The sequence below is a fragment of the Actinoplanes derwentensis genome (genome assembly GCF_900104725.1).
Lineage (GTDB): Bacteria > Actinomycetota > Actinomycetes > Mycobacteriales > Micromonosporaceae > Actinoplanes > Actinoplanes derwentensis.
On sequence record NZ_LT629758.1, the window covers coordinates 4,770,290 to 4,793,748 of the forward strand.

The 23,459-nt window shown below is 68.7% G+C and carries 21 protein-coding genes; 7 read left to right on the forward strand and 14 right to left on the reverse strand.

Annotation, left to right across the window (positions count from 1 at the left end; all coding sequences use genetic code 11):
- Positions 1-25: 25 nt before the first annotated feature.
- Together BLU81_RS21205 and kstD are read right to left on the reverse strand one after the other, a co-directional pair.
- Positions 26-457 carry a type II toxin-antitoxin system Rv0910 family toxin gene (locus tag BLU81_RS21205; protein WP_092546269.1) on the reverse strand — a complete coding sequence of 144 codons (432 nt, stop codon included), beginning with the start codon at positions 455-457 and terminating at the stop codon, positions 26-28.
- Between the two features lie 78 nt (positions 458-535).
- Positions 536-2,179, reverse strand: coding sequence for a 3-oxosteroid 1-dehydrogenase (kstD, locus tag BLU81_RS21210; RefSeq protein WP_092546270.1), 1,644 nt, complete (start codon positions 2,177-2,179; stop codon positions 536-538).
- A gap of 110 nt (positions 2,180-2,289) precedes the next feature.
- On the opposite strand from kstD, the gene BLU81_RS21215 reads away from it, so the two are divergent.
- Positions 2,290-2,940 carry a hotdog domain-containing protein gene (locus tag BLU81_RS21215; RefSeq protein WP_172890590.1) on the forward strand — a complete coding sequence of 217 codons (651 nt, stop codon included), beginning with the start codon at positions 2,290-2,292 and terminating at the stop codon, positions 2,938-2,940.
- A gap of 59 nt (positions 2,941-2,999) precedes the next feature.
- On the opposite strand, the gene BLU81_RS21220 is transcribed toward BLU81_RS21215, so the two are convergent.
- Positions 3,000-4,160: a hypothetical protein gene (locus BLU81_RS21220; RefSeq protein ID WP_157751712.1), complete on the reverse strand. Its 1,161-nt coding sequence runs from the start codon at positions 4,158-4,160 to the stop codon at positions 3,000-3,002.
- 80 nt (positions 4,161-4,240) lie between these two features.
- Entirely contained in the window at positions 4,241-5,293 is a 1,053-nt protein-coding gene (locus BLU81_RS21225) for a pectinesterase family protein (protein WP_231954680.1), read from the reverse strand.
- 203 nt (positions 5,294-5,496) lie between these two features.
- Between BLU81_RS21225 and BLU81_RS21230 the strand changes: the two genes are divergently transcribed.
- Positions 5,497-6,939, forward strand: a complete 1,443-nt coding sequence (locus BLU81_RS21230; RefSeq protein WP_092557412.1) for a serine hydrolase domain-containing protein — start codon at positions 5,497-5,499, stop codon at positions 6,937-6,939.
- Between the two features lie 18 nt (positions 6,940-6,957).
- Here BLU81_RS21230 and BLU81_RS21235 read toward each other — a convergent pair whose 3' ends face one another.
- Positions 6,958-7,254: a hypothetical protein gene (locus tag BLU81_RS21235; RefSeq protein ID WP_092557414.1), complete on the reverse strand. Its 297-nt coding sequence runs from the start codon at positions 7,252-7,254 to the stop codon at positions 6,958-6,960.
- A 1,001-nt stretch (positions 7,255-8,255) separates the two neighbouring features.
- On the opposite strand from BLU81_RS21235, the gene BLU81_RS49250 reads away from it, so the two are divergent.
- Positions 8,256-8,873 carry a hypothetical protein gene (locus tag BLU81_RS49250; protein ID WP_172890470.1) on the forward strand — a complete coding sequence of 206 codons (618 nt, stop codon included), beginning with the start codon at positions 8,256-8,258 and terminating at the stop codon, positions 8,871-8,873.
- Here BLU81_RS49250 and BLU81_RS21245 read toward each other — a convergent pair.
- A complete protein-coding gene (locus BLU81_RS21245; RefSeq protein WP_092541649.1) occupies positions 8,863-10,059 on the reverse strand; it encodes an ISAs1 family transposase in 1,197 nt (398 codons plus the stop codon). The two genes, BLU81_RS49250 and BLU81_RS21245, sit on opposite strands and share 11 nt — an antisense overlap.
- A gap of 1,182 nt (positions 10,060-11,241) precedes the next feature.
- Between BLU81_RS21245 and BLU81_RS21250 the strand changes: the two genes are divergently transcribed.
- Positions 11,242-12,603, forward strand: a complete 1,362-nt coding sequence (locus BLU81_RS21250) for a cellulase family glycosylhydrolase (protein WP_092546272.1) — start codon at positions 11,242-11,244, stop codon at positions 12,601-12,603.
- Here BLU81_RS21250 and BLU81_RS21255 read toward each other — a convergent pair whose 3' ends face one another.
- Positions 12,604-14,037: a family 43 glycosylhydrolase gene (locus tag BLU81_RS21255; RefSeq protein ID WP_092557416.1), complete on the reverse strand. Its 1,434-nt coding sequence runs from the start codon at positions 14,035-14,037 to the stop codon at positions 12,604-12,606. It lies immediately after the preceding gene.
- A 156-nt stretch (positions 14,038-14,193) separates the two neighbouring features.
- On the opposite strand from BLU81_RS21255, the gene BLU81_RS21260 reads away from it, so the two are divergent.
- Complete coding sequence (locus BLU81_RS21260) at positions 14,194-15,681, forward strand: GGDEF domain-containing protein (protein ID WP_231954681.1); 1,488 nt, start codon at positions 14,194-14,196, stop codon at positions 15,679-15,681.
- A gap of 200 nt (positions 15,682-15,881) precedes the next feature.
- Here BLU81_RS21260 and BLU81_RS21265 read toward each other — a convergent pair whose 3' ends face one another.
- Entirely contained in the window at positions 15,882-17,315 is a 1,434-nt protein-coding gene (locus tag BLU81_RS21265; protein WP_092546274.1) for an MFS transporter, read from the reverse strand.
- A gap of 67 nt (positions 17,316-17,382) precedes the next feature.
- On the opposite strand from BLU81_RS21265, the gene BLU81_RS21270 reads away from it, so the two are divergent.
- Positions 17,383-17,961, forward strand: a complete 579-nt coding sequence (locus BLU81_RS21270; protein ID WP_092546275.1) for a helix-turn-helix domain-containing protein — start codon at positions 17,383-17,385, stop codon at positions 17,959-17,961.
- 66 nt (positions 17,962-18,027) lie between these two features.
- On the opposite strand, the gene BLU81_RS21275 is transcribed toward BLU81_RS21270, so the two are convergent.
- Positions 18,028-18,534 (reverse strand): hypothetical protein, encoded by a 507-nt coding sequence (locus BLU81_RS21275; RefSeq protein ID WP_092546276.1) that lies wholly within the window; start codon positions 18,532-18,534, stop codon positions 18,028-18,030.
- 125 nt (positions 18,535-18,659) lie between these two features.
- Here BLU81_RS21275 and lexA point away from each other — a divergent pair, with 125 nt between their 5' ends.
- Positions 18,660-19,436 (forward strand): transcriptional repressor LexA, encoded by a 777-nt coding sequence (gene lexA / locus BLU81_RS21280; RefSeq protein WP_092546277.1) that lies wholly within the window; start codon positions 18,660-18,662, stop codon positions 19,434-19,436.
- A gap of 49 nt (positions 19,437-19,485) precedes the next feature.
- On the opposite strand, the gene BLU81_RS21285 is transcribed toward lexA, so the two are convergent.
- The 5 genes from BLU81_RS21285 to BLU81_RS21300 all read right to left on the reverse strand — a co-directional run bounded on the left by BLU81_RS21285 (position 19,486) and on the right by BLU81_RS21300 (position 23,459).
- Positions 19,486-20,703 (reverse strand): MFS transporter, encoded by a 1,218-nt coding sequence (locus BLU81_RS21285; protein WP_092546278.1) that lies wholly within the window; start codon positions 20,701-20,703, stop codon positions 19,486-19,488.
- Positions 20,700-21,242 (reverse strand): ArsR/SmtB family transcription factor, encoded by a 543-nt coding sequence (locus BLU81_RS21290; protein ID WP_092546279.1) that lies wholly within the window; start codon positions 21,240-21,242, stop codon positions 20,700-20,702. Before BLU81_RS21290 ends, BLU81_RS21285 begins: the two co-directional genes overlap by 4 nt.
- A 55-nt stretch (positions 21,243-21,297) precedes the next feature.
- Complete coding sequence (locus tag BLU81_RS50815; RefSeq protein WP_231954682.1) at positions 21,298-21,468, reverse strand: hypothetical protein; 171 nt, start codon at positions 21,466-21,468, stop codon at positions 21,298-21,300.
- 62 nt (positions 21,469-21,530) lie between these two features.
- Positions 21,531-22,424, reverse strand: coding sequence for a hypothetical protein (locus tag BLU81_RS21295; RefSeq protein ID WP_231954683.1), 894 nt, complete (start codon positions 22,422-22,424; stop codon positions 21,531-21,533).
- A 147-nt stretch (positions 22,425-22,571) separates the two neighbouring features.
- Positions 22,572-23,459, reverse strand: coding sequence for a hypothetical protein (locus BLU81_RS21300; protein ID WP_231954684.1), 888 nt, complete (start codon positions 23,457-23,459; stop codon positions 22,572-22,574).

Genomic DNA, 23,459 nt, shown 5'->3' on the forward strand with positions numbered 1-23,459 from the left:
GGGCCGGGCTTCGGTGTGCTGGGAGTCAGCCGACCAGGGTTATCAGCTTTTCGAGGGCCTGTTTGGCCGCCGGGCCGGCCTGTTTCTCCAGCATGGCGGCCATCGGGCCGTTCAGCGCGGGGCCGGCGAACTCCATCTCGTAAGTGATCTGCGAGCCGGACCCCTCGGGCACGATGATGAACCGATTCTTGGCCTTGACCCCCATCGGCCCGTCGCCGGCCATCTCCAGCCTGCCGGGGGCGTCGGCGGTGACCACTTTCCAGGCCATCTCGGCGGGCATGCCCATCAACTTCACCTTCTGCTTGTACGTCGTCCCTTCGGCGACCGTGGCCGGCACCTCACCGGTGAAGCCTTGATGCATGGTGTTCCATTCCGGGGTACGCGGCAGATCGGTGACGATCTGCCACACCTTGTCGGGTTCGGCCGTCGACGTGGCCGTGACGCTCACCTTGGGCATGTACTCCTCCTCATCAAGCCGTACTCATCAAGCGGCTTTCATCAACAGATCGCGCTCATCAAAGCCGCGACCGGCCACTCACGAAGCGGCCGCTATGTCGAGGCCGGCCACGTGGCCGAAGGTCATCGCCGGACCGAGGGTGGATCCGGCGCCCGCATAGCTGTGGCCCATCACGGCCGAACTGGCGTTGCCGGCCGCCCACAGCCCGGGGACCACCGAGCCGTCCGGCTTCACCACCCGGGCGCGGGCGTCGGTGAGCAGGCCGCCCTTGGTGCCGAGATCCCCGGGGACGATCTTGAAGGCGTAGTACGGGGGTAGCCAGATCGGTGCCAGGCAGGGGCTCGGCAGGTTGGTGGGGTCGGCGAAGTAGGCGTCGTAGACGCTGTCCCCACGGTGCTGGTCGGGGTCCCGGCCGGCGCGGGCCTGCCCGTTGAACCGGCTGATCGTCGCGTTCAGAGCGGCCGCCGGCACGCCGATCTTGGCGGCCAGCCCGGCGATCGTCCAGTCCTTGACCAGGGCGCCGCTGCTGTACCAGTCGTCCGGATAGGGCAGCATCGGCGCCAGATCCTTGAACAGGTACCGGTTGCGGTAGTCCTGGTCGGTGATCATCCAGCAGGGGACGTGGCCTTTGGCGTACATGGTGTGCACGACGTCGCTGTACGGGGCGGCCTCGTTGACGAACCGCTGACCGGCCTGGTTGACGAAGATCGTGCCGGGCAGGGTGCGCTCGGACAGGCAGAACCACGGCTCACCCGGCAGCGGGATCATCGGCCCCCACCAGGCGTCGTCCATCAGCCCGAGTGCCGCTCCGGCCCGTTGCCCGGCCTCGATGCCGTCGCCGGTGTTGGAGTCGGCGCCGATCGTCCAGTCCACACCGATCGGCGCGGCCTGGTACTGCTTACGCATCCGCTCGTTGTGCTCGAATCCGCCGCTGGCCATCACCACCCCACGCCGGGCCCGGATCAGTGTCTCGACTCCGTCCTTGCGGGCCAGCACTCCGGCGACTCGACCGTTCGCCACGTACAGATCAAGCAGTGGGGTGTTCAGCCAGACCGGGACCCCGGCCGCGATCAGCCCGGCCCGCAACCCACCGGCCAGCGCCTGGCCCATGGTGACCGGCTTCTGCCCCTGTGCGGAGAGCTGCAGGTAGCGCCAGACGAGCTCGGTGGCGGTGGCGAGGCCTTTCGGGTGGCGGGCGATCAGGGACAGCCACTTGTAATCGACGGTGTAGACCACGGTTCCGGCCGGGCTGGCCTGGTAAGCGGGGTTGAGACGGGCCTGTTCGTCGCCGAGGATGTTGGCGTCGAAGGCTTGCGGCTCGACCGAGCGACCGTTCGGCATCCCGCCGGAGAGTTCCGGATAGTAGTCCGGGTAACCCTCCATCCACGCGAACCGCAGCGGGGTCCAGCGCAGCAGGTAGGAGATGGTGCGCGGGCCGTACGTGAGGTAGGCCCGGCGTCGTGCGACCGGGACGTCCGCCCCGACCACGGCGGCCAGGTAGGTGTCCGCTTTGTCGAAGGTGTCCGGCACTCCGGCGGCGAGCAGCACCTCGTTGTTCGGCACCCAGATCCCGGCCCCGGATCGGGCTGTCGAACCACCGAAGACGGCCGCCTTCTCGACGAGAACCGTGTTCAGTCCGCTGCGAGCCGTTGTCAGCGCGGCGGTCATGCCGGCCGCACCGGCACCCACCACGACCACGTCGTATTCCACGGTGACCGCCATGGCATCCCCATCCGCCGACCCGTTTACGCCGCCGCAATAACTAGAACAGGTTATAGCAGTGTGATGAGATTCACTAGGTCTGATACTCCTGTGTGGAGGAGCCTGTTGCTGTGAGTGAGAACGGAAACGGGCTGCCCCGACGGCGCGCGGCGATCAGTGACCTGGGCGAGGCCCTACGGCTCCTGGTCGAGCACGCGACGGCCACCGAGGCGCCGACCGAGGAGATCCTGCGGGCCGCCGAGCGGATCCGGCAGGCGGCGGCACCGCTCGGCGACCGGGTGCGCGGCCGGTTCGACACCGCGAGCGCCGACGACCTGCTCGGCGGGGTGCGCCTCTACAACCCGGTGACGGGTACGGGCAGCGCCTTCGCGCCCCCGCTGAAGATCCACCGCGAGGGCGACGTCGCGATCGGCGTCTGCACTCTCGGCCGCGCTTTCGAGGGCCCGCCCAGCTTCGCCCACGGTGGGGTCAGCGCGATGCTGCTCGACCAGATACTCGGTTATGCGGTGACCGTTTCCGGGCACCCGGGCATGACCGTGCAGCTGGACACCGGCTATCGCGCCCCGGTGCCGCTCTACACGCCACTGCGCCTGACCGCCTCGGTCACCGCCGTGGACGGCCGCCGGATCACCGCGACCGGCACCATCACCACCGCCGACGAGCCGACCATGCTCCTGGTCGAGGCCACCGGCGTCTTCGTGGCCCTACGGGCCGAACAGGCCCAGCGCCTGTTCGGCCCGGTCATCGGCCGCTCCGGCTGACCCTGGCCGGTCGTCGGCCGGTCGTCGGTAAGACCAGCGTCGCCACCGCTTAGGGACAGTCAGTCCAGTTCGGCCAGGCTGCGGTCGCGGAGTTCGGCGGGCAGGCCGGTGCGGTCGGCCAGCCAGGTCACCCAGGCGGGCAGCAGTTCGAGCAGGTCGTCCGCGCCGTCGTGGAACTCGTCGCGGATCTGTGTGGTCACCGCCCGTACCCGGTGCGGGGAGCAGGTGTCGAACAGTTCGGGCACCTCCGACGGCCACGATTCGAACAGTTCCTCGATCAGGAAGATCTCCGGGTCCGGGCGGTCCGGCCGGGTGCGCAGCCACGCGCTGAACGCCTTCGGCCCGGCGTCCAAGGCGGTCCCCACCGGGTCGAGCACCAGCACCCGCGGCAACTCCAGAACCAGTTCGGCGAGGCGGCGGCAGCGGTGGTACTCGGCGTGCTGGGCGGCGGTCTCCCCGCCGAGCGGACCGTACTCCTCCGGCTTCGGCAGCAGCCCGGCGAGCAGGCGGGAGTCGTCGACACGCCGCCAGGACGTGCCACCGGCCGCGAACGCCCCGGCGGCCACCTGCCAGGCGGCGAGCGCCTCCTCCGGTGAGGCGTAGAAGCCGGCGTGTGCGGGCCGTGGGGTGATGTCACAGGCATCGACGTCCCACAGGTACCAGCGGACCGGCCCCTCCGGCGTGGTGAACGGTGCGACGATCGCGAACCTGCTGCCGTACCGATCCCGGGTCCATCGCACCTCACCGGCCGCCTCCGGGGCGGCGACCTCGACGCCGGCCCGGCCCCGCAAGGGCATCGGCATGATCGCGGCAACCGCCCGCAACACCTCGGCCGCCCGCACGGCCGCCGCATCGGACGCCGGTCCGGCCTGCTCAGCCTGCTCCCGTAGTTCGTCGATCAGGGCGATGGCCAGGTGGTCCGGGCCGACGTAGGTCTCGGCCGGCAGGTCACCGAGTTCGGTCAGCAACGGTCCGAGCAGGGCGCAGATCTCGTCCTCCAGAGCCGTCCCGGACCGCGGCGACTCCAGTAGACGGTCGGCGAGCGCCGCGGCGTGCGGGTGTGCCAGCCCGATCCGGCGGGCCTGACCCGCCTCCCGGGCACCAGCGAGGTCCCGTAACGAGTTCATCAGCCGCACCTGCCTGGTGTGCAGGCGACGGCGCTCGGCACGGGCCGCGGCGGTGGACCTGTGAGACTTCTTGCGCTTACGAGAGACCGGCACGGGCCGAGAATATGTGGCGTTCCCGGCTCCGGCCGCCCGTCGTCACCCGCACGGGCGGGTCAGCCTGGCCGAGGGTTTGGTCAGCACCGTTGCGGGCGCCACCCGTCCGCGCCGGTCAGATACGCCTCGATCGTGGCGACCGCGGCCTGTTCGGCGGTCAGCTGGGGTCGGTTCTCCGACACCAGCGCGCCCGGCCCGAAGTTGTGGAACTCACGGAACCGGGCGTCCTCCCACGGCCAGGTGCCGAAGTCGCTCCACGCGAGATCCGGGATGTGGGTGCCGATCCAGGACTCCCGGATGACCGTCTGGCCGATCGCGTTCGGGTCCTGGCTGGGATGCCACGGGCGGCCCAGGAAGACGGTGCCGGCCGGGGCGTCGGCGGTGAAGCGGCAGCGGTCGAAGAGCAGCCCGTACGGGTTGGTGATGTCGGTGCTCGGGGCGGTGACGTACCCGTTCGGGGTGCTCCCCCGGTCGAGCGAGTGGATCCGGCACCGCTGGAAGACCGCGGTGGCACGGCCGAAGATGAAATCGACATCGCCTTCTACGTACGAATCACGCAGGTAGACGCGGGCCACCACGCCGGCCGCGCTGCTGTTCACATACAGCGTGTCCTGGTTGCCGAGGAACCGCACCCGGTCGAAGACCAGCCGGTCGGCGCGGGTCAGCACAGCCACCGCCTGCCGGTTCGTGATCTCCGGGTGGGCCGCTTCGTCGAACAGGTTCGCGAACGTCAGGTTGACCGCCCGGAACCCGGCGCCGTCGATGGTGACCGAGGCGCTGCCCGACGTACCCCAGGGGGTGCCGTCCGGTTTGAGGGTGCCGTTGGCGCGGTCGTCGGCGATCACCACGTCCTCCGGTCGGCGGCCGAGGCCCCGGAATTCGAGCAGCGGCTTGGTCTTCGGGACGATCACCTGGCCCAGGTGGGTACCGGGCCGGACACCGATCACGAACGGTTCGGTGCGGGCGGCGGGTGCGGCGTCGACGGCCGCCTGAACTGTGCCGTGGTCGCCGCTGCCGTCGGCGGCGACGATCAGATCCGGTCGGGGGCCACCGGCACGCACGGGATCGGGCACCATGCCGGTCGCCACGATGCCGAGCCCGGAGGACATGCCGAGGAAGGTACGCCTGCGCACACCAGTCTCCTTGATGTGGGGATTGCGCTGGGGGAAAGCGCTTTCCTCTGCACCGTAGGGCAGCTATCGATTAACGTCAACGAAATCTTCGGGGATGTGCAAGTTGCACGGACAGGGCATTGTGGACTCGGGAGGTCTTGCCGATGCTGTCTCGACGCATGGTTCTTCGCACCGCGGCCGCCTTGCCCGCCGCCGGAGTTCCCATGGACACCCGAGTGCCACATGCGGTCCGGGAACTCGAGGACAAGATCCAAGCCGGGATGGCGGCCCACCGGATCCCCGGCGTCGCCTACGGGCTGCGCCACCAGGGCCGCGACTACGTCGGCGGATTCGGCGTCACCAGCGCCGACACACCGCAGGCGGTCGGCGCCGACACGCTGTTCCGGATCGCCTCGACCACCAAGACCTTCACCGGTACGGCGGTCATGCGCCTGGTCGAGAACGGCCACCTCGACCTGGACCGGACCGTGCGCAGCTACCTGCCGCGGTTCCGCACCGCCGACGAGACCGCGTCCCGGCGGGTCACCCTGCGGCAGGTGCTCAACCACAGCGCGGGCTGGCTCGGCGATGTCTACACCGACACCGGCAGCGGCGACGACACCCTCGCCCGCTACGTGGCGGAGCTGGCCACGGTGCCGCAACTGACCCCGCCGGGCGAGGTGTTCGCCTACAACAACGCGGCGATCGGGGTGGCCGGGCGGCTGATCGAGGTGGCCACCGGCAGCGGCTACGAGTCGGCCCTGCGCACCCTGGTGCTCGACCCGCTCCGGCTGCGGCACACCGCGTTCTACCTCGACGAACTGCCCGAGGCCTCGGTAGCCGTACCCCACGGCTTCGATCGTGACGGGAATCCGGTGGCCGTGCCGGAGGCGCTGGCCATCCCCCGCAGCCTGCACGCCGCCGGCGGGCTGTTCTCCAGCGCGCGCGACCAGCTCGCGTGGGCCCGCTATCACCTCGGCGACGGCAGCCCCCTGCTCAGCCGGCGCTCGCTACGGGCCATGCGGTGGCGTCCCGGGCCGGGCGGCACCCTGTTCGTGGAACTCGACGGGGCCGGAGTCACCTGGATGCTGCGGCCCACCGCCGACGGGCCACGGGTCGTGCAGCATGGCGGTGACCTGCCCGGACAGCACTCCGGGTTCCTGATCGTGCCGGAACGCGACTTCGCCCTCACCGTCCTGACCAACGCGGAGACCGGGCCGCTGCTCACCGCCGAACTGTTCGCCGACGACTGGGCGCTCAGCCGGCTCGCCGGACTGCACAACCTGCCGGCCACACCACGGACCCTGCCGGACGCGGAACTGGCCGGTTACGAGGGCCGGTACGTCGCCTCGCAGATCGGTCTCGACGGCGAACCCGCACAGATCGTGCTCGACCTGGTCGCTGCCGGGGGCCGGTTGAGCGGCCGGGTCGACGGGAGCGAACAGATGGTGCTGCCGTTCTACCGCAAGGACTACGTGCTGGTGTGGGCCCCCGACGGCACCGACTCACACAGCCGCGCCAACTTCGTCCGCGACCCCGACGGCACGATCGGCTGGTTCCGGTACGGCGGGCGCCTGTTCCGCCGCAACCCCACCCCTGCTGGTACGCCGCGCACCACCGGCACCACCACAGCACTCCTCCCGATCACCCTGCCGCACCCCGCGTGAACGGTCCCGCCTCGACGGTCAGGCAGGGGGATCGGCGGGACGGTTGCGCCGTTCGAGGCGGCGCTCTTCGAGCTTGCGCCAGCGGTTGTAGACCAGCACCGCGGCCTCGATCGGTTCCGGCGCCCGCCCGGCCCGCCACTGCCGAGGCAGGTAGGACTCGGCGCCCAGCCACAGGAGTTCGCTCATCGGAACGGTGCCACCGTGCATACGCATCAACTCGTCGGCCACCTGAAAAGCGTGATCACTGCGACGCCACAACTCCAAGGTCGATTTCCCATGCAGCAACTCTTCGTGGTCGTCAGGGTGCAGGTCCATGCGCGGCCAGTCCTTCACGTGTGACAGAAAATACCAGGCCAAAGACCTGAAGCTCGTCACTCTCGCCCTACCATCCCGCTCACGTCAAGCCCTCTCGGACCGCACGAGTTCCACGGAGCGTAGTTACGACCGTTTCGGTGACTGTAATCATCAGGGCGAGCTGTTCCCAAGGGTGATCGGGTGGGCCACGACTGATTGCCGCTCCGACTGCTGTCCGCGTCGCGTGCTACCCACTCCCGGACGCCGCCCGCATCGCAATTCATCCGCATCACGAGTCATCCGCATCGCATGCCGCCCGCATCGTGTGCCGCCCGCATCACATGCCACCCGCATCGTGTGCCGCCCGTATCACATGCCGTCGCTGGCGAAACCCAAGGCCGCCGAGCGTCAGCCTGCGACCAGCCGCAACGGCGAGATCCCGCGCAGTGCCGTGGCACTCGCCTCATCGGCCGGGAGCTACGCCACCAGCCGTATAACCCCTCGCCGCCCGGCAACGTCATACGTCTCGTAGGCCAGCCTCAGCGACCCCGCCGCGGATCCTCCAGCCGCAACAGCCCGTGCGCCCACGGCACCCGGCACCGCACGCTCGGTGAACTCAGTCCCATCGAGCGCCGTCAGCTCCCCGCAAATCCGGCCGGCGCGGACCGCCCTTCCGCCGGGCTACTAAAACCGCGTTCTTCGTGCGGGCCTGAGGGGCGCGGCCGTCAACGGTTCACGGTTCATACGAGTTGGCACACAAGTCCCCAGACACGCCGACCATGGCGGAATGCTCGATCGCATTGACACCTCCCGCAAACCCGCCTCCTTCACAATATCCGGGACACCGGCGGCTCCGCGCGCCCATCCCGTCAGCATCCGAAACTCAGGAATGTTGCCATCTGAATCCGCCTTTTAATAGAGTTGTTTCGACAAAGATCGGTCGCTTCCAAGATCAACGGATTCGACAGTTTGGCACGATCGACTTCTTACACTTTTCCGCAGGGATGCGGGAGGATTTTTGTATGAGTCAGCCAGCGTTGTTCAGCGTTGCCGGAATGCGTGACCGGACCAAGGCGAAGAACTACTCTCCAAGCCGCGACGAGTTTCGGCGCGACCATGCGATACGTCGCGCATGGGGACTTCAACGCCGCCACGCCGAGAAACTCCGCCGCATCCGGGAACGCGACTCCAGGCCCCTCTCCCGCGAGGATCGAGACTGGCTGGCTTCCCTCGCGCCCAAGACTCCGCCCACCCCAACGCCGACGCAGCCTTCACCCACGCCGACGCCGGGGCAGGCACTGAAACCAGAGCTGGGACCGAAACTGGGGCTGAAGCCCGAGCCGGAGCCGGAGGTGGAGCCGGAGGTGGAGCCGGAGGTGGAGCCGGAGGTGGAGCCGGAGGTGGAGCCGGAGGTGGAGCCGGAGGTGGAGCCGGAGGTGGAGCCGGAGGTGGAGCCGGAGCCTCCGGCCCGCGATGCGGGGGCTGCTCAGCCCGCGCCAGCGACCGCCACACCGGTCTCAACTTCTCGGCCCAAGGCTTTCGCCCGGCGGCTGGCGGGCGTGGGGCAACCGGCGCGACTCGTTCTCACGCCGGTGGGTTCTCAGTTGGGAACGCACGGTCGTTTCAACATCATCTGGTGAGACCGAGGATGGTGAATGGCCTGGTCATGTCGCGGTTGGCCCAGCGGGTGGCTTCGGTGATGTCGGTGCGGCCTGCCAGGCGTAGGGCGTTGATGGCGAGGTTGCGTAGCGATGCGAGGACGCGGGGTCCGGAGCGGGTGCGGACGTGGGAGTGGTCCTCGCGGTAGCAGGTGTCCCTGATGAAGTGCAGGGTTTCGATGGCCCAGTGGCCGCGGTTGAACGCGGCCAGTTCGGCGGGTCCGGCTTGGTCGGCGGGGTGGCTGGTGACGCCGAGTTGTGCGGCTGCGGACTGTTTGCCGTTGCTGTGGGTGACGTAGCGTTCGATCAGCCAGACCTGTTTGACGTGCGGGAACGGCAGGCCGGGTGGAGTGGGTAGGACCCGGATGGTGCGGCGGGTGGTGCGGCCGTGCCCGGTGTCAGTGCTCTCGTGGCCGATCGGAGTGTCGGTCCAGGGCAGGGCGTCGAGGGCGTCGAACAGGGCGTGCCGGTTCTCTTTGACCGGTAGGACGAAGTGGCCACCCTGCTGGTGGATGAGTTCGGCGGTGGCTTTGACGGTGTGCAGGGCGTCGGCGGTGACCGTGACGTCGCGTAGGTCGAGAGACTCGAGCAGGGCACGGGCGGTGGCCGGTTCGCGGGTCTTGGCGCCGTCGGTCGGCGCTTGGGCGATGACGACGGCCGCTGATCCCTGGTGCGGTGGGCCGGCCAGAGCGGACAGCAGGTGCAGTTGTTCACCGTCGATGTCGACGGCGCCGCGGACGGTCTTGCCGTCCAGGCGCACCTGGATCGGGGTGTCGGTGCTGGTGGCGGTCTGCTGGGTGGTGGTCCACTCGGCGATCACCGCGTCCAGGACATCGGTGTCGGTGTCGGTGCAGACCCGCCAGAGTGTCGAGCGTGATGGCCGCCCTGCCGGGCGGGCTTCGGCCCGCGTGTACAGGCCGTCGAGGATGTGGCAGGGCACGTCGGCGACCCAGCCGCTCATCGCGCTGTAGCCCTTCAAACCGGCTACCGTGGCCGCCGCGACCAGCGCGAGCACGACCGCGACCGGATGATCACGGCCCTGGTCCGAACGGCCGTCAGAAACGGCGAGGAACAACTCCAGCAGACCGTGACACGAAGGCGTGAACGAGGCCTCGCCGACGGTCGCCGACGATGCTGGATCGGTGGTGGGGATGACAGACTGCGGCACGACGAAGCTCCGTTTGAACCAGTTCCGTGGAAAGACCTGGTCTCAACGGAGCTTCGTCCATATCCGACACGCTGAAGCCGCCACCATCACTCACCGCAACTATCGATCTTGAAACGGCCGTGGTTGGGAACGTCGGTGATTCGATTGGGCCGGGGTGGGCTTTTATTGAATGATTATGGTTCCGGACAGGTGCTACTCACGGTGACACTCGACGTCGTTCCGAGCAACCGCGTCCGTGGTGGTCACCGTGCGATGGTCAGGGAACAACCATGCAGGTCACTATCGAATTTTCAGGGCTCTTCGCGGGGACTTCCGAGAACGGCCTGGCCGAAAAGGTCCAGACATCACGTTAGACGAACTGAGGTTAGTTGCGCCTGGGAAGCCGACGTCATCGACGCTTCGGAACGAACCTCTGGAATTTACCTCCCCGCGTCGGCTAGTCGAACGAATCATTGGTGTAGCGGCTGGCCTGGGAAATGCCTACGGCAAACCATCATCGAGCAGCCGACAAACGTCGCCATTACCGGCTTCCCGAAAGCTCGGATATCGACGCCCGCCCCGGATCCGCTGACATCACGTCGCGACATCGCTGGCCCCGGTCGAATCCGTGACAGCGTGAAACACGCCATCACCCACTCGCCAACAACCCGCACTACAACACTCAACCAACCCTGCGGACCATCGACCACACCCACCGTCCCACCAGACACCAGACACCAGACACCAGACACCAGGCACCAGCGGCCAGCGGCCAGCGGCCAGCAGCCAGCGGCCAGCGGCCAGCGGCCAGCAGCCACACCGTCTCAACACCCGACGCTGGGCTGAGGAGAGATCGATCGTTCAAGCCGAAAGCAGCGGCGGACAGAAACCCCATAACCGCGCGGCATCGACGGCCAGGACCTGAAACCGTCCTCAACCGCTGGGCGATGGCCGGTGGCGGGTGGGGTAGCCGGTGAGGGACGCATTCGGCCCGGCGGGCGCGGGGGGACCTGGAGGGAACGGGGTATCGCGCGGTCGATACGGGAGGTGTCGACTTTCTGGGAGGTGCTTCTCGTACCGGAGCAAAGGGGTGATGGGGTTGATCTGCCGGGGTGGGGTGGGGGTAACCGGGCGTTGACAAGCGTGAATTGCTGCGGGCACATTGGGAGCGCTCCCAATCATCCGTCCCCCAGGAGAAGAGCTATGACCATCCCCAGAAAGCGGAAGTGGTGGGCCGCCCTCGTGGCGGCTGCCTGTGCCGGGGTTGCGGCGCTGGCCGTGGCGCAGCCGGCTCAGGCCGCTGCCGGGTTCACCGTGTCGGGTACGCAGATTCTTGAAGGTAACGGGGCGCCGTTCGTGATGCGTGGGGTCAACCACGCGCACACCTGGTATGCCAGTCAGCTCAGTTCGCTCGCCAACAGCAAGGCGCTCGGGGCGAACACCGTGCGGGTGGTGCTGAGCAGCGGAAACAGGTGGACTCGTAACGACGCCGCGGACGTGTCGAATGTGATCAGTCAGTGCAAGGCCAACAGGTTGATCTGTGTGCTGGAGGTGCACGACACGACGGGGTACGGGGAGGAGGCCGCTGCCGCCACGCTCGCGCAGGCCGTCGACTACTGGATCTCGATCAAGAGTGCGCTCGACGGGCAGGAGAACTACGTCATCCTGAACATCGGGAACGAACCCTACGGCAACACCAACGCCGCGGGCTGGGTCGCCGACACCAAGAGTGCGATCACCCGGCTGCGGGCGGCGGGATTCGCGCACCAGATCATGGTGGACGCGCCGAACTGGGGTCAGGACTGGTCGTTCACGATGCGGGACAACGCGGCGTCGGTGTTCGCGACTGATCCGAATCGGAACGTCGTCTTCTCGGTGCACATGTACGGGGTGTTCGACACGGCTGCGGAGATCACCGACTATCTGGGGCGGTTCCGGAGTGCGGGGCTGCCGCTGGTGATCGGCGAGTTCGGGCATCTGCACTCGGACGGCGACCCGGACGAGGACACGATTCTGGCTACCGCGCAGCAGTACGGCGTCGGCTATCTGGGCTGGTCGTGGAGCGGGAACGGGGGCGGCGTCGAATATCTGGACCTGGTCACCGCCTTCAACCCGGCGCAGCTGACGACGTGGGGGCAGCGGCTGTTCAACGGGGCGAACGGGATCAAGGCGACCTCGAAGGAGGCGACGGTCTTCGGAGGAGTCCAGCCGTCCTCACCTTCGTCGTCGCCCTCGCCGTCGACCAGCACGCCGCCGGCCACCGCCGGATGCACCGCGACCTATGCGGCGACCGGCTCGTGGCAGGGTGGTTTCCAGGGAGCCGTCACGGTGAAGGCGGGCAGTTCGGCCATCACCGCGTGGACCGTGAACTGGACCTGGCCCAACGGGCAGCGGTTCACCAACTCCTGGAACGCGACGGTGACCACCTCCGGAGAAGTGGTCACCGCCAAGAACGCCGCCTACAACGGCAGCCTGGCCGCCGGTGCGTCGACCAGCTGGGGCTTCACCGCCTCGTGGACCGGCACCAACAACGCCCCGGCGACGGTGAGCTGTACCGCGGCGTGATCATTCGAGGGTGAACGTGGCGTCGGCGTTCGCGGTCGTTCCGCTCAGCGCCTGCACATACAGCAGGTTGCTGGAGTGGCGGATGTATCGGCCGGGGTAGTTCTGCGACTCGAACGACACCCCGGCCGAGGACGCGAGCCCGGTACGCCGGAAGAAGCTCGCGTCACCGGCGAACGTCGACGTCCCGTCGTTCTTCTCCACCCACACCTCGAAGTTCTTGTGGCGCAGGTAGTAGCCGGGGAAGTTGGTCGACTCCAGGGACACCGTGCCGGAACCGGTGAGCCCGGTGACGATCCGGAACTGCGAGTCGGCCAGCGGCGCCACGTTCGCTTCGATCCGGGCCCGGTACTCCCAGTGGCGCACGTACGAGGCCGGGTTGTTGTAGCTGGCCAACCGCACCGGGGTGACACCGTCGGGCACCGGGATCCCGAAGTCGGGGGTGCCGTCGGCCTTCCAGTACAGCTTCTGAATCCGGGTCCGCCGGTTCGGATCGTTCAACGGATCGCCCGAGATGTCGCGATAGCTCCGGTCGTGGTAGACCAGGATGTCGCTCAGCCCGTCCTCGGAGACCGTGAACGAGTTGTGTCCCGGACCGTATTGACCAGTCGAGGAGTTCGATACGAAGACCGGGCTGGCGTTCTTCACCCACGACGACGCCGACAGCAGGTTCGCCGATGAAGAAGCCGTCAACAACCCCAACGCATAATTGGCATCAGTAGCACTGGCCGAGTACGACATGAACACCTTGCCGTTGCGCTGAATGACCGATGGCCCTTCATTGACGGCGTAACCGACCTTCTCCCAGGCGAGCGTGGGCACCGCGATCCGGGTGGGCGCGCTGCTGAGCGTCCACGGGTTCGACATCGAGGCGAGGTAAAGATTGGAGTTGGTGGCGATGCCCGATTCGGACTGCGCCCACGCCAGGTAACGGGTGCTACCGACCGTGAACGTGGTGGCGTCCAGCGCGAAGCTGCTCCACGGGGTGGTGATCTGGCCCTTCTCGGTCCAGGTCGCGGTCAGCGCGTTGGTTCCGGTGCCTTCGAGCACGTACATCCGGATGACCCAGACGTCGTTGGTGGCTCCGGCGGCGAAGTACACGTACCACTTGCCGTTGATGTAGTGGATCTCCGGGGCCCAGATGTGCGCGCCCATGACACCACTGGCGTGCTTGGTCCAGATGGTGGTCTCGGCGGCGGTGGCGAGGCCCTGCAACGTGGTGGCACGCCGCATGACGATCTTGTCGTACGCCGGGACGGTCGCGGTGAAGTAGTAGTACCCGTCGGTGTGCCGGTAGATGTGCGGGTCGGCGCGCTGGGCGGCGATCGGGTTGGTGTAGTTGACGGCCGGTGCGGCCTGGGCGGGGCTCGCGGGTGCGACGAACAGACCGGTGAGCAACAGGAGTACGGCGGTGGCTCGCCACCACAGGCGCTGCATCGGCATCCCCTTCCTGGGACTGATTGTCGCCGATGTTAACGCTCACTTTTGGAGTGTCAAGGTTTCCGGAGTGTTGCTCATCGATTTCCTCAGCCCGGGTCGGTGGAAGCCGATGAAGGCTGAGTGATCCGGAGTGGTTCGTTACGTCATGACCCGGTGCTCGCCGTGGCCATCGCCTGGACCCTGGTCGGCTCGGCGCTCTTCGTCGTGTTCAACGGCAACCCGGACTTTCAGGTCAGCACCTTCTGGATCTTCCAGCCGCCGCTCGACGCGTTGTTCGCCTTCGCATCGTGGCGGGTGTCCCGGATGGCGACCGGCGCGGGCCGGCGGTTCTGGCGGATCCTCACCGTCGCCGGAGTCCTGTTCACGACCGGCGACATCACCCAGTCCCTGATCTCGCTGGGGCAGCACGACAACTGGTCCACCGCCGGCGGCCCCGTCCAGTCGGCGTGCTTCGCGGTCGGGCTCGGGCTGGTCGTCATCGCCATGCTGATCCACCCGCACGCCGGCCGCAGCGGACGGGATCGGGTCGCGTTCTGGCTGGACTCGGCAACCGTACTCGTCGGCGGCGCCGTGGTGACCTGGTGTTTCGCCATCAGCCCGGCGGACATGCGGACCAATCCGGTCGGCGCGCTGGCCGGTGCCGCAGTGGTGCTGACCTCGGCGTTCGCGGCGGTCAAGATGATGCTCAGCGGTAACGCGCCGATGCACCGCAACGCCGCCCTGCCGATGATCTTCGCGGCGATCGTGAACGCCACCGGAGTCTTCGTGGCACCCACCGCCGACACGTCCCTGCCGGCCTACGTCTACGTCATCCGCTTCCTGCCGTCGCTGCTCATCGCGGTCGGCCCGCGCGTGCAGGAGGTCACCGCCCGCTTCGACGAGACGGCGTTCGGGGCGCGGCGCCGGAAACCGTACAGTCTGCTGCCGTACGGCTCGATCTTCGTGGTCTTCGTCGCGATGATCGTGGTCCTGCCGGAGGAGCGCGACGACGCCCGGCTGTGGGGCGCGGTCGGCGGCCTCGGCATCATCGTCGCCATGGTGGTGGCCCGGCAACTGCTCGCCTTCCACGACAACAAACGCCTCATCGAAAAACTCGACAGCACCCTCACCGAGCTGCGCGAACACCAGGACCGGCTACGCCGTCAGGCCCTGTTCGACGACCTGACCGGCCTCGCGAACCGCAACCATTTCCGCGAGGAGGTCAGCACCGCCCTCGAACACGCCGAACCCGGCACGGTGTCCCTGCTGCTCGTCGACCTGGACGGCTTCAAATCCGTCAACGACACCCTCGGCCACGCCGCCGGCGACACCCTGCTGGCCGGGGTCGCCGAGAAGCTGCGGTCCGCGGTCCGCTCCGGCGACCTGCCGGCCCGCCTCGGCGGCGACGAGTTCGGCGTGCTCCTGCGCGACTGCGACCACCGCGACGCCGAACACACCGCCCAGCGGATCCTGCAGGCCCTGACCGTCCCGATCCCCATCGACGGCACGCCGGTCCGCGCCAACGCCAGCATCGGCGTCGCCTGTTCGGAGGCCGGCGACGACATCCGGACGTTGCTGCACGCCGCCGACACCGCGATGTACGCGGCGAAACACAACGGCAAAGGCACCTGGATGCGCTACGACCACAGCATGGCTTCTTGAAAACCCCCTTTTCTGGTACGCCTACCGAACGCCGGCCGCATCCACCGCGCGAGGAGATCCCGGCACCGGGCCGCCCCGCGACCGCCGGGCCGAATGCGATGGTCACCGACGGTCCCGTCCCCTTTCAGCGTGGACAGTTGAGGTTCGATGCGCACCCGAACTCACCACGCTTCCGGGACCGCGAGCGTCTCGATCTGCCGCTATTTCGCGGTGTGCAGCGTCGGGGACACCTGGGCGGCCAGCAGGACCGCCGCCCCGCAGAGCGCGACCAGGGCCCAGCCCGGCCGGGTCGCCGCCGCCAGCCCACCGGGTGCGACCTCCGCGAGCAGCCCACCCGCGAGTGCCACCCCGAGCGCCGCTCCCACCTGGCGCGACGTCGAGGCGATCCCGGCGGCCACCCCCGCACGAGCCGGCGGCAGGCCGCTCACCGCGGTATTGGTGATCGGCGCGTTCGCAAAACCGATCCCGACTCCGAGGAACAGGTAAGCCACCAGCAGCATCACCATCGGGGTCCGGTCACCGAGCCCGATCAGCAACGCTCCGCCGATCATCGTGGCCGTCCCGGCGATCCGCAGCGGCAACCGTGGCCCGACCCGGCCGACCAGCATCCCGGACAGCGGCGCGAACACCATCGCGGCCAGCGCCATCGGCAACGTGACCACACCGGCGGCGAGCGGGCTCATCCCGCGTACCTGCTGGAGATAGAGGGTGCCGAGCAGCAGGGTCACGTTGAGCGCGACGAACATCGCCACCGCGCCCCCGACCGCCGCCGCGAACGCCGGCCGCCGGAACAGTCCGAGGTCCATCAACGGTTCGGCACGCCGGGTCTCGACCCGGGCGAAGGCGCCCAGCACGGCGGCGATCACCGCGTACCCGGCAAGCAGGCTTGGTGCTGTCCAGCCCCACCGCGGACCCTCGATCAGAACGGCGACCGTCGCACCGACCAGCATCGTCAGCAGCACCTGTCCGGGCAGGTCCAGACGGCGGGCCCGCGGCGACCGGGACTCCGGCACGAACCGGAAGGTCAGCACCAGCACGACCGCGACGATCGGCAGGTTCGCCCAGAACACGGCCCGCCAGCCCAGCCCCCCGATCAGCGCTCCGCCGAGCAACGGCCCGGCCGCCATGCTCAGCCCGAACACCGCCGCCCACACCCCGATCACCCGGGCCCGTTCCCGCGCATCGGTGACCGTACCGACGACGATGGCCAGGGCCACCGGAGTCAACATCGACGCACCGACCCCTTGCAGCGCACGGGCCGCGACCAGCGCACCGATCGACGGCGCCAGCGCGCACGCCACCGACCCGGCCGCGAACAGCACCAGCCCGATCCGGAACACCCGGCGCCGGCCGATCCGGTCCCCCAGCGCCCCCGAGGTGATCAGCAGGCTGGCCAGGACGAGGGTGTAGGCGTCGATCGCCCATTGCAGGTCGGTGATCGCCAGCCGCAGCTCCCCACCGACCGACGGCAGCGCCACGTTGACAACGGTCGTATCCAGCCCGACCAGGAAGATGCTGGTGACACAGATGGCCAGTACCGTCCGTCGCCGCACGCCACCGGTCGTCAGGTCCGGCCGTCGCCGCACGTTGTCAGTCGTCAGGACCGGCCTCTGCCGGGCGCTATCAGTCGTCATGCCGCAGATCGTCGTCGCCACCGCCCCCACCGGCCGAGACTTCTTGCGAAGACCGCAAACTGCTCGAGTGGAACCCACACTGCGCCGACTGCTCGACGACATCGGCCCCCGTCTGCACCGGATCCGCCAGGACCGCGGCCTGACCCTGGAGGAGCTGGCCACCTCGACCGGCATCTCGGTGAGCACGCTGTCCCGCTTGGAAGCCGGCAAACGCCGCCCGACCCTGGACCTGTTGTTGCCGCTGGCCGGCACCTACCGGATGGCCCTGGAACAGATGATCGGCGCCCCCCTCACCGGAGATCCGCGGATCCACCTGACTCCACATCACCGGCAGACCCGCACCCGCCTGGACAGTGTGGTGATCCCGCTGACCACGTACCCCGGCCGCCTGCAGGTGTTCAAGCAGATCCTCAGCCCGACCACCGAACAGCCGACCCTGGTCACCCACCCCGGTCACGCGTTCTTCTACGTGCTGGCCGGAACCGTCCGCCTGCTGGTAGCCGACGAACAACGACTGCTCAAGCCCGGCGAAACCGCCGACTTCGACGCGGGCCTGCCACACTGGTTCGGCCCCGCGGACAGCTCACCCGCCGAGGTCCTGCATTTGTTCGGCCCCCACGGAGACCGTTTCAATCCCCGTCCCTAACGGCCCCGCCTTCAGCCATCCCGCCGATCCCGCCCGGCTCATCGCGTCTCTTTGTCTCCTGCCGCTTCACACGATCGCGGGGCCGAAGGTGTCCGACATGGCGGCTACCCCCAGGCACATCAGCGGGCCGGGGAACGCCTCGTCGACGTCGGCCAGGTCGTGCCACTGCTGGACCACCGGATCCGGGGAGTGCCGGCGCAGCGAGCGCAGGCCCGGCTCCGGAATCCGATGACCGGCTGCCCGCAGCATCGACGCGACCCCGTCGAGCAGGTGACGGACCGCGGCGGCGAGATTGCCCGGGGCACTGTCCGGTCCGGGCAGCGCGTGTTCGGTGACCCAGGCGGCCAGTTCCGGCCCGGAGACCACATGGCCCGGAACCCCGGACCCGTGCGTCCGCCCGTAGACCACCAGCGACGTGGTCTGCACCAGCACCTGATGAACCGGAAACCGACTGGGCAGAACGATCACCGGATGAGTCGGCGCGAGCAGGATCGCGGCGCGCAGGGTGGCGACCCTCCAGGAGCCGGTGTCCCCCGCCGCGACCTGGTCCGCGTACTCCCAGATACTTGGCACCGAACGATCTTGACGACCCGAAACGCCCTGGTCATCGGCCATCGGGCCCGGCCCCGCGTCCCCCGAACGTGCGGTTTCCGGTCACGATTCGTACATCTGATCTAATCATGGGGTAAGGTGCGGCGATGAGCATCGACAGCGGTGCAGACCCCCGCCCACCCCTGACCGATCGCCAACTGCGCGTCCTCACGGTGATCAGGGATTCGGTCCGCGACCGTGGCTACCCACCCACCGTCCGCGAGATCGGCGCGGCTGTCGGCCTGATCTCCCCGTCGTCAGTCTCCTACCAGCTCGGCGTCCTGGAGAAACACACCCTGATCCGCCGAAGCCCCAACAATTCCCGAGCCGTCGAGCTACTCCCCGCCGCCGACGCGTTCCTGACCCGCCCCACTCCGGCGCCGGACTCTCACACCACCGGACTGCACACCTCGGAAAACCCTGGCGCTGACTTCCGCAGCCCGGCCAATCGCACCGCTGACTTCCTGCACCCGGGCCACCGCACCGTGCGGCTCCCTGTCCCGGACAGCCGTCTCGTCACCGTGCCGGTGCTGGGCGCCATCGCGGCCGGCGCGCCGATCCTGGCCGAGGAGCACGTCGAGGACTACCTGACCGTCTCCGCGTCGATGGTCGGCGGCGGCACCCTGTTCGCCCTCAACGTCAAGGGCGACTCGATGATCGACGCCGCGATCTGCGACGGCGACGTGGTGGTGGTCCGCCGCCAGCCGGTCGCCGAAAGCGGCGAGATCGTCGCCGCCATGCTGGACAACGAGGCGACGGTGAAGGTCCTCCGCCACCGAGACGGCCACACCGAGCTACTCCCCCGAAACCCGGCCTACCAGCCGATCCCCGCCGACAACGCCACCATCCTCGGCAAGGTCGTCTGCGTCCTGCGCCGCCTCTGACCCAGCCCGAGACACAGGCCACATCACCCTGAAGCGGCAGGGAAGCCGGTCAGCCGACGGGGGTCGGAGCGGGGCGGTCGGGGGCCGTACGAACGCTGGGGTTGACCGTGGCGGCGACGGCGGCCGCGAGCATCACGCCGGACAGTGCCCACAGTGAACCTCGCGGGCCGACCGCGGTCAGCAGGACGCCTGCGGCCAGCGAGGCCAGGGGCATCACGCCCCAGGTAACCGTGGCTCCGGCGCTCATCACCCGGCCCAGCAACTCGTTGGGGACCACCACACCGGCGTAGGCGAAGATCACCACGTTCCAGAGAGGGCCGACGAACGCGCACAGAGCACCGATCACGCCGACCTGAAACGGGTGTGTGGTCAAGAGCATCAGCGGTAGCAGCGCGGCCCAGATCCAGTTGATGCCGACCAGCACCGCACGGAACGAGAAACGCTGGTGGAGACGCCCGGCCGCGATCGCGCCGAGTAGACCGCCCGCGCTGTAGACGCCCATCATCAAGCCGACTGCCGAGGGGGTCGCGCCCTGTTCTCCGGCCAGGACCACCAGTACCAGGACCAACGCTTGGAAGACCGCGTTGCTGACGGCGATCAGCAGGAGCGACACCCGGATCAGGGGGTTCCGCCAGACGTACCGAATGCCGGTGGTCGCCGAGCGCCACAGGGGTTCTGCCGGTCCTTCGGGTGGCTTCTGCAGGTCACGGCGAAGAAAGAGGAGGGCTCCGGCGGCAACTATCGAGGAGAGCCCGTCGAGCAGGAACGGGAGAGCACGGTCCAGGCCGAACAGGGCGCCACCGATCGGCGGGCCAGCCAGAGCCGCAGCCCGGCCCCGGGCCTCGTTGTGGGCTATCGCGGCCGGCAGTTCCCCGGGGGACACCACCATCGGCAGGGCGGCATCCTCGGCCAGGCCGAAGAAGACGAAACACAGGCCCTGCACGAACGCGACCACGCAGAGCTGGGCGGTCGTGAGAGCCTCGAACCAGATCGCCACCGGAATCGTGAGAAGGGTCATCGCGCCGACGATCTCGCTGATCAACAGGATGCGGCGGCGATTCCAGCGGTCCACGAGCGGGCCCGCCGGAAGGTTGGCGATCAGGTGCGGAAGGGTACCGGCGGCGCCGACCAGGCCGGCGTCGAGCGGGGACCCGGTGGTGGCGAGGACCAGCAGTGGTGTCGCCGTACCGGTGATAGTCGCGCCCAGTGTGGAGACGATCTGGCTGCCCCAGAGCAGGGTGAAGTCGCGGTTGCGCCAAAGACTCATGACGGTGTCGGGAACGCGTTGAACAGGACCGTCACCGGGCGTGCTCCCTCGGCGGCGGTGGCGGGATCACGATGCCATCGGGTCAGGAAGGCGACGTACTCCTCGCTGAACTGCTTCAACTCCGCGGCGGTGAGGGTGGTGTTGCCGAACGAGTGCATGGCCGCCTCGCCGAATTCACCGTGCGATTCCCGCTCCGACAGGTAGGCGGCCAGGTCCCGCCGGCCCTGATCCATCCATTGTTGCCCGATGGCGTCGGCGGCTGCGGAGACGTCCGGATCTTCGGAGGCGTACGGCAGGCGCAGGTCCAGCGGTTTCGCCCGCCAGTACTTGCGCCGTCCCACGGAACGGTCCTCCTCGATGAAGTTGTAGCGGGCGAGTTGCCGCAGGTGGTAGCTGGTGCCTCCACGGTCGGCACCGAAGTGGGCGGCCAGGTCGGCGGAGGTGGCGGGGCCGTGCCGGTTCAGGTGAGTGAACATCTGCTGCCGAAGCGGGTGAGCCAGGGCTTTCAGAGCATCGATGTCGGTCAGGTTGCGGCGCATGGGTGAGAAGTTATCTATGCAAAGACTTCTTCTCAATGCGACTGTCAGTGAGATGTCAGCGGACGAAGAGGAGGAACAGGCCTGTCCAGGTACAGGTGATCATGAAAAGGGCCAAGGGGAGTTCGTCGGCCAGCACTGCCAAGGGTGGGCGGGACGGGCTTTCCGCCAAGGCTCGGTCATGGGCGACGATCACGCCGATCGCGTGGCCGATCAGGATCAGGGCCAACTGAGTGGCGGCGATCGCCTCGGGGGGCGGCTGGGGGTTCCACGTGCTGGGGGACGCGCCGATCAGTAGCAGGACGCCCCGGGGGCCTCGACTATCAGCAGCGACAGGTAGTGAGCGAGGGTATAGGCGGCGGCGATCGGGATCAGGGACATCGTCACGTCCAAGCGGCCCGCGGTCCACCGCACCGCCGTGTAGACCGCCGCGCAGAAGAGGATCAGGCCGGGCGTGCCCCAGGGAGCGTCCGCGCTGTCGAAGACCGTCGAGGCCCACCAGACGGCTACGAACGGGGCCGCACCGGGCGGCGTGGGGGTGGCCAAGCCCGAGAAGAGACCGGGGCGGTGCAGAGGGCTGAGTCGTCCGGCCAGGTCGGAGTAGACCTCGAAACAGTCGCCGCGGGCGAACCACTCCTCGCCTCGAAGGGCGGCCAGCAGAACCTGGCTCAGGCCGTACGACAGAAGGAACAGACCGACCACGACCGGATCGCCGTGATGGGGCACCACCAGTTCGAAAGCTACGAACACCAGCAGGAACGCCGCCGCCGGCCAGGCGGAACCGGCCGGGCCGGGGCGTAAGCCGCCAGGTGGCAGGCGTAGCAGGGTGAAGATCGTTCGCAGCGGGTTCACGGTGTGCCAGACCGGGCCCAGTACGACACCGGCCAGCACCAGGCCCACCCAGAGCCAGACGAAGAGGGCGTGGGCCGCCGGATTCTCCGGGCCGCGTGGGCCGGCCAGCGCATATCCGGTGATGTAGAGCGCGAGTACCAGTACCGGGTAGCGCAGCCAACGGCTCACCCCGAACGTGCGCGGCTCGGCCGGCCGGAGACGGGGCGTCCGCCACCAGAACGCGGCGATCAGAAACGACAGGGCGACGGTCGCGGCCCCGGCCTGCAACACCAGGTCAAGCGGCAATGGCAGCCCCTCGGACCCACCGACCCCGTGCGCGAGAGGGGTCGTCATGGGCGCGAAGAGTTCAGAACCGCCGACACCACGACCGCGCGTGAACGATTCCGGTTCACCCACGCCATGCGCGGAAGAGGTCGCCGTTCGCTTGAGCGTGGGTTCGAGTTCGAGTCGCCATCGGGGTCTACGTGCACGGAGGTGTTGTCAGGCATCGGATGTCTTCTCGGCCAGGGCTCGGAGGACGCCCGCTCCGGCGATCGCCACTCCGGCGCCCAGGCCCAGGGCCAGCACCACCAGGGCGCGTTCGAGGGGTGCGGGGCCGGCGAACGGTAATACCGGGCGGTGGAACGACGTGACGTCGGGCAGCACGAAGATCGCGGTCAGGGCGGCTCCGGCGCACACCGCCAGGACTCCGGCGGCCCGGCCACGGACGACCGACACCGCGCCGCCGATGGTCAACGGCCAGGCCAGGAGGTTGATGCCGGCCGCGCTCAGGAACGTCATCGCCGGTGGGGCCGACTCGACGGCGAGGGTGGAGCCGATCACGTGGGCGGCCGAGGCTACGGCTGCGGCGGAACCCGCGATGGCTAGCAGCAGGTCAGCGCGCGGTAGCCGTCTTGCGAGCAGCAGGAGTGCCGCGCCGGTGACAGCGACGAGAATCCACCAGGCGGGGGCGACTGGGCGCGGCTCCCCCACGAGTTCGCCGGTGACGGTCACCGTAGTGCCGGCGGCGTCCAGAGTGAACGTCCACGGGACGGTCTGGCCGGCTGCCACGGTTCGGCCGTCGGGGGTGGTGCGGTCGTCGATCCAGGTCAGCTCGGCGCCGGGGATGACGACGGCGGGGGTAGCGACGGCGGGAGTGGCGACGCCGGGAGTGGTCGTACCGCTGCCGGGATTGATCGTGATCGGACCGGAGGTGTTGTTGCGCAGACGCAACCGCGCGCCTGCCTCGATCGTCTCGATCGTCAGACCGGGGACGACGGGGGTCGCCGAAAGCACCCGGCCGCGGGAATCGGTGGCGGTCAGGCCACCGGCATGGGCAGCCGCCGGACCACCCGTGGCGACCAGCACCCCGACGACGACAACCGGCAC